This is a genomic window from Brasilonema sp. UFV-L1 (genome assembly GCF_012912105.1).
Lineage (GTDB): Bacteria > Cyanobacteriota > Cyanobacteriia > Cyanobacteriales > Nostocaceae > Brasilonema.
Genome location: NZ_QMEA01000018.1, coordinates 60,681 through 66,706, shown reverse-complemented (window position 1 = coordinate 66,706; position 6,026 = coordinate 60,681). Strand labels below are relative to the sequence as shown.

At 45.0% G+C, this 6,026-nt stretch carries 5 protein-coding genes; 2 read left to right on the top strand and 3 right to left on the bottom strand.

Annotation, left to right across the window (positions count from 1 at the left end):
- The 3 genes from DP117_RS08360 to cysK form a co-directional block, all read right to left on the bottom strand.
- Positions 1-1,882: GAF domain-containing sensor histidine kinase (locus tag DP117_RS08360; protein WP_169217854.1), on the bottom strand; the 1,882-nt coding region annotated here is incomplete at its 3' end.
- A 91-nt stretch (positions 1,883-1,973) separates the two neighbouring features.
- Positions 1,974-3,050 (bottom strand): response regulator, encoded by a 1,077-nt coding sequence (locus tag DP117_RS08355; RefSeq protein WP_339381084.1) that lies wholly within the window; start codon positions 3,048-3,050, stop codon positions 1,974-1,976.
- A gap of 517 nt (positions 3,051-3,567) precedes the next feature.
- Positions 3,568-4,521, bottom strand: a complete 954-nt coding sequence (cysK, locus tag DP117_RS08350; protein WP_169217853.1) for a cysteine synthase A — start codon at positions 4,519-4,521, stop codon at positions 3,568-3,570.
- Positions 4,522-5,340: 819 nt separating this feature from the next.
- On the opposite strand from cysK, the gene DP117_RS08345 reads away from it, so the two are divergent.
- Complete coding sequence (locus DP117_RS08345; RefSeq protein ID WP_169217852.1) at positions 5,341-5,766, top strand: hypothetical protein; 426 nt, start codon at positions 5,341-5,343, stop codon at positions 5,764-5,766.
- A gap of 1 nt (position 5,767) precedes the next feature.
- A complete protein-coding gene (locus DP117_RS08340) occupies positions 5,768-6,025 on the top strand; it encodes a hypothetical protein (protein ID WP_169217851.1) in 258 nt (85 codons plus the stop codon).
- Position 6,026 lies beyond the last annotated feature (1 nt).

The following is a 6,026-nucleotide window of genomic DNA, read 5'->3' as shown; positions in this document are numbered from 1 at the left end:
GTCCCCCCCTCTCCCCCTCCTCTTGGGGTATCCACCGCTGTGCTTCTTCCACGTAAGGGGCAGCACCTACTGAGGTTGATGTCAGTGTGCGTTCAGTACCAATTTGCTCAATTGGCAAGTGCGATGAACCTGTGGGCAATGTCACTGTAAAAGTTGTTCCCACAGCCAAAACACTTTCTACCTCTACAGTTCCGCCATGTAAGTGAACGAGTTCTTGTACCAAAGCTAGCCCAATGCCCGACCCTTCATGACTTCTTGCCTGCACGCCTCGTACACGATGAAAGCGCTCAAAAATTCGAGGTAACTCTTCGGAGGAAATGCCTGTGCCTGTATCTCGTATTTTTAGCTCTACTTTGTCACCTACTGGGTGTAATGAAACAGCAATTTCACCTTTAAAGGTAAACTTAAACGCATTGGAGATTAAGTTAAGAACAATTTTCTCCCACATTTCGCGGTCTACATACACAGGCTCACTCAGGGGCGGACAATCCACAATCAATTGCAGCGCTGCTGTTTCAATAGCTGAACGGAACACTGACGCAAGATCAGCTGTGAATGCAGCTAAATCGGTTGGCTCATAAACAGCTTGTATCCTGTCTGCCTCAATTCGCGAGAAGTCAAGTAAGGTATTGACTAATTTGTGCAATCTCATGGCGTTTCGCTGAACCATCGCCAGTTGTTCGCGCTGTTCGGGCTGGAGTACACCGTGTGTTTGGGCGATGACTTGCTCAAGTGGATTGAGCATCAATGTTAGAGGCGTGCGAAATTCATGGCTGACATTACTGAAGAAAGCTGTCTTAGCGCGATCGAGTTCTGCCAATGCTTCGGAGCGCTGGCGTTCTTGCTCATAGCTGCGAGCCGTGGCAATCGAACTTTCCACCTGCTGAGCCACTAGTTCGAGGAATGAGCGGTATTCGGCATTGAACTGGAGTCGAGGGCTGATTCCAGCAATTAGCAGACATTCTACAAGTTCATTGTTACTCGTTAGGATCGGAAGAATGAATGCAGAACGGGGACTTTCTGACCACGGTCCGACGCTTAGCGCTCCGAATTGATCGACTACATCGGTAATCAGCTGTGGTTCACGGCTCTGGAGAACGTCAACCAGCGACCAGCGACGCGCAAGCGTTGCGACTCCGTTTGCGTCAGTGTGCGGGGTTAGCGCAATCGTCGGGGGCGCAGCGGCACTGTCTGCGGTCAGTCCACGCTTAGCAACCAGTTCTGCCGAGTTGCCTTGCTCGTTGACTTGATAGAACAAGGCAAAGGGAATATCGTAAGGGTTGAGCGTATCGGCGGCGGCGCGACAGGCGGACTGTAGCGTTTTTGCCCCGCTTCCAGCCGTGGCTAACTCTCGCAGCATCGTCAAGCGACGTTGACTAATCACTTGCTTGGTGGTTTCAGTTGTGGTGCTGAGTAACCCCCCGATCGTGCCCGTTTCATCCCAAACGGGGCTATAGCAGAATGTAAAATAGGTTTCCTCCAGGTAGCCAAAGCGCAAGAGGTGAAAAAGCTGATCTTCCACAAAGACGGCTTCGCCCGTATTCTTGATACCCTCAAGCATCGGCTTAACCTGGTCATCCCACACTTGTGACCATATCTCTCTAAGACTGTACCCCAACGCTTCGGGGTGCTTTGCGCCATAGATGGGAATCATGGCATCGTTGTAAAGCTGGATGTAGTCCTCCCCCCAAAGAAGGGTTTGGGCAAAGCGAGACGCGAGCATCGTGCTGACAGAGGTCCGCAGGCTCTGCGACCAGTTCTCGACTGGACCTAATGGGGTGGTTGACCAATCGTGCTTACGCATCAACTCACCCATCTCGCCACTGCCTGCAAACACATCCAAAGCGTGAGCATCTTTCTTGCCTTCGGTTAAACTGTCCATCTTTAACCTGCGATAAATCTGCTAAAGTTCTCATAACAGTTATCAGTTATCAGTTATTTACTGTTTCCTGTGTACTGTGTACTGCTCACTTTTAACCTCGCCCAGCAAGCTGTGCAACCATTGCAATTAACTCCGTTGGCTCAGCAAGTTTATGCAAGTGCGACTGAAAACCTGCTTTTATTGCCTTTGCTCGGTCTTCTGCAAGATAAGCTGTCAAAGCAGCAGTGGGAATTCGCCATCCTTTCTCTGCTTCTAGTGCCTTAACTTTCCGAATCAAAGCATAGCCATCTTCATCAGGCATTCTGATGTCACTTATTAACATATCGGGATGCGATCGCCCTTTGGGCGGGTCCCCTTGGGACCATCGCTCTAGCACCTCCAGCGCCTCACCCACTGAGGCAACTGCTGTCACACAAATTCCATGTTGCTCCAGCACTGCGGTGATAAACTCGCGGGCATCGGCTTCATCATCCACAAACAGTACCTGCAAGCCATCGAGCGAACGAGGAGTCTCTACAGCTGCTGCCAGAGGCAGCAGCTGAGGTGCTGCTGATTGGATTTGTTGTAAATTCGCCTGCTTGTACTGAGTCATATCGCGCACAATTATTCGCAGCGAAACCAGCGTTCTAGAAGAGTCACGGACAGGTGCCACTAAGAGTGAAGCGTCAAAAGATTGACCTCTACGCGGACACATAGGTATTTCCCACTCTTGCATAGAAGAATATACAGAGGACAGGTGGTTGAGTTTAATACGAAAGACCGAACGCTGTGCCTCAGCTACAAAATTGACTAATGGTTTGCCAATCAGGATGTTGGGCAAGACGTTAAATAATGCACCAGCAGCGCGGTTCGCTAAAAGAATCACTCCTTGAGCATCTGTCAGCAAATAAGCATCAGGTGCAAACTCGAACAAGTCATAATAACGCTGACGTTCTTCTGCCAGATACTCATTTTGCTTGAGCAGTTCTTCCTCTATGACCTCCATTGCTTCTGAGCTAGTCTGCATTTGTTCACTAAGTACAAGCAGGTTCTCCAAGGAGGCAGCTATTTCCTCCATCGCTTTAGCGACCTGTTGCTGCTGCGTTGGATTTAACATAATATATGTGTGTAGTGCCTCTATCTGCTGACGGATAGTTTGGATACGCTGACTAAATTCTTCTTCGCTCACAACGCCGCTCGTTTTTTTTAAAATAGATTCAAGGAGGCGAGTTTGATAGAACCCTTTTCCTTTTGTATTTATTATAAGGACACTCGTTGAAAACTTTGTGGCTTGAGCCACGAGATGAAAACGGTTGAAGGCATTTATGCCTGATTCATGAAAATTGTGGCTTAGCATCAATTTGAATTTGTGGTACACTCACGATATCAGTACAAGATTTAAAAACCTACCCGTGGACTGCGGGAAAGTAGACGCCCGAAACAACCTTGAGGAGATGAGCCAGTGCGTTGCCGAGCCAGTGCTGCGGGAGGGTAACCCTGGCGCAGGCATCTGGCGTTGGGGTCCCCCCGGTTGAAGCACCTGGCGTATCAATACGCACTTTTGTGCAAACGTGTTGAGCCGCTTAACCTGAGAAATCAGGATATTAGGACTGAAAAGTTCTAAGAATCTCCGTGGCTTTAGTCCGGAGAGTGTCAATTCAGAAGGAGCGTTCCCCTGACTTTTTTAGCAGGGGAGTACGTCAACTTTATCGAGTAGTTTGCAACGCCATATCCTGAAACATTGGGGTGCTGAGGTAACGTTCGCCAAACGAAGGCTGAATCATCACGATTAAAGCACCGGCATTTTCTAGGCGTTTCGCAACCTGAATCGCTGCACACAAAGCAGCGCCAGAGGAAATACCAGATAATAAACCTTCTTCTGTTGCTAATCGTCGTCCAAAGGCGATCGCCTGCTCATCACTGACTGTAATAATTTCATCTACTAAATCCGTGCGGAGAACCTCAGGGACAAATCCGGCACCAATGCCTTGAATTTTATGTGATCCTGGTTGACCTCCAGAAAGGACAGGACTGTTACTCGGTTCTACAACAATAGCCTTAAACTCTGGTTTACGTTGTTTAAGAACTTCTGCAACACCAGTGATTGTTCCGCCAGTACCGACACCTGCAATCACAATATCCACTTGCCCGTCGGTATCTGCCCAAATTTCTTCTGCTGTGGTTTCTCTGTGTATTTTGGGATTAGCTGGGTTGCGGAATTGTTGCAACATAAAAGCATCAGGAGTGGTAGCAACGATTTCTTCAGCTTTGCGAATCGCGCCTCGCATTCCTTCAAGCCCAGGTGTCAATTCCAAAGAAGCACCATATGCTCTTAGCATAGCGCGTCGTTCCAAACTCATTGTTTCGGGCATTGTCAAAATCAAACGGTAGCCAAGCGCCGCCGCCACCATCGCCAGTCCAATTCCTGTATTACCAGACGTAGGCTCAACTAAAATGCTTTTTCCTGGCTGAATGAACCCTTCTTCCTCAGCCGCTTTCACCATACTAGCTGCAATACGATCTTTTACTGAAGCTGCTGGGTTCATTCCTTCTAACTTCACAACAATCTTGCCGACACACCCCTCAGCTTGAGGAATTTTGTTTAGTTGAACTAAAGGAGTTCTTCCAACCAGTTCTGTAATGTCATGAGCAATCCGCATATATTAACTCCTAAAAAAGATATCTTTTGATCAAAGTGTGTAGAAAGAAAACGACAGCTAGTCAGTGCATGAATAGAAACTTGAAAAAGTTATTCTAGTTCATTTTAAGTAATTTGAAGATTCTAACTAATCTTTTGTTATCTTTGAACAAAGTCCACGCATCATGAAAATCTTGATTTATTTTCATAATACTAAACTGCGGATTTGCATAACCATACAACTTTTGAGTACAAGCTTGATTTTCAAGAAAATAGCAGAATAAACTTATCAATACTAAACTCTATATAAGTTTGATGTTGAGTACACAAAAGCTAGAGCCTCCAACTGTAAATACTAGTACCCTAGCATGAAAAGTCTAGCACCTCTGCCCCAAAAAAATTCTAGAACACTTATTAGGTAAGAATAACAGGCTTTGAGTACAACCATAATTAATTTAATAATCTTAATCCAACCTGGATAAACCCTCCTCTGCCGAGACAACTGATATAAAACATATAGGATTTACGCAGAGATTCCCCTCTACCCCCCAAACTTCTAGATACTAGTCTAGGAACGAGGGGGGACTTCTTAAGAAATTCAAAATTCAAAATTCAAAATTCAAAATTCAAAATGAAGAATGAAGAATGAAGAAAAACAGTAAGACAGTAAGGTGCATGTATCATAGTGTGTCTGTAAGAACTCAAGAACTTACCCTCGTACGGCACAAAATGAACAAAGTCGGTGATAGCAAATCGTCCAGCTTGTTGCTGTGTGCATTTTATACGCATGACAACTTATGTCCTTAAACAGTTAACACTTAACAGTTCTCATGATCGCTGAATGAAATTGAAACTTGTTCAATTACTCACAGTTTGTACAGTGACTTTAGTGGTGCTTTCTCCAGAAATAGTGGTTTTTAGTATGGTTTGGGAGCGTCATATGGAGCAAGTACAAACAAAGGGTTTAGCTTGTGAAGTGAATCAGAGTCATACAAATCAAGCTGCATTAGTTCTGCAAGAAGGGATAAAATCAGATCAAGGTAAATCTCATGTAGAATCTTCTCTCAGCAATTTTGTCAAACAATCTTTAAATAATACAAAACCAGACAAAGTTGTCAAGATATTACAATGGTTTTTTTTGTTATTTCCTGTTCTTCTTGGAATACTCATTTTTTTATATGACAGATATCTGATTTATCGTGCTGCTGTTTTTGAGCAGCAAGTAGAAATGTTAGAAAGACTTTGGCAAGAAGGGATTGAACAATAACATGAACATGACAGAACAAAGACAAGACTTGTATTTTAATCTTATTGACCAACTACTTCGTTGTCCTAATGGTCAAGAACCAGAAGTTATAGAAGCTCAGCCAGAATTGATTGATGCTGGTTTAATACAAACAATGTTACAAGTAGCGACTGGATTTGCACATCAAGGTAATCAAGATGGAGCGCAGTTTTTAATCCATGTTGCACGTGAACTATCTAAGCAACTGGGATTGTATCCTGAGATTCCAAAAAAGGAGTAAA

Coding starts and splice junctions, on each gene's coding strand:
- cysK (WP_169217853.1), bottom strand. CDS start 4,521: ATGCGGATTGCTCATGACATTACAGAACTGGTTGGAAGAACTCCTTTA.
- DP117_RS08345 (WP_169217852.1), top strand. CDS start 5,341: ATGAAATTGAAACTTGTTCAATTACTCACAGTTTGTACAGTGACTTTA.
- DP117_RS08340 (WP_169217851.1), top strand. CDS start 5,768: ATGAACATGACAGAACAAAGACAAGACTTGTATTTTAATCTTATTGAC.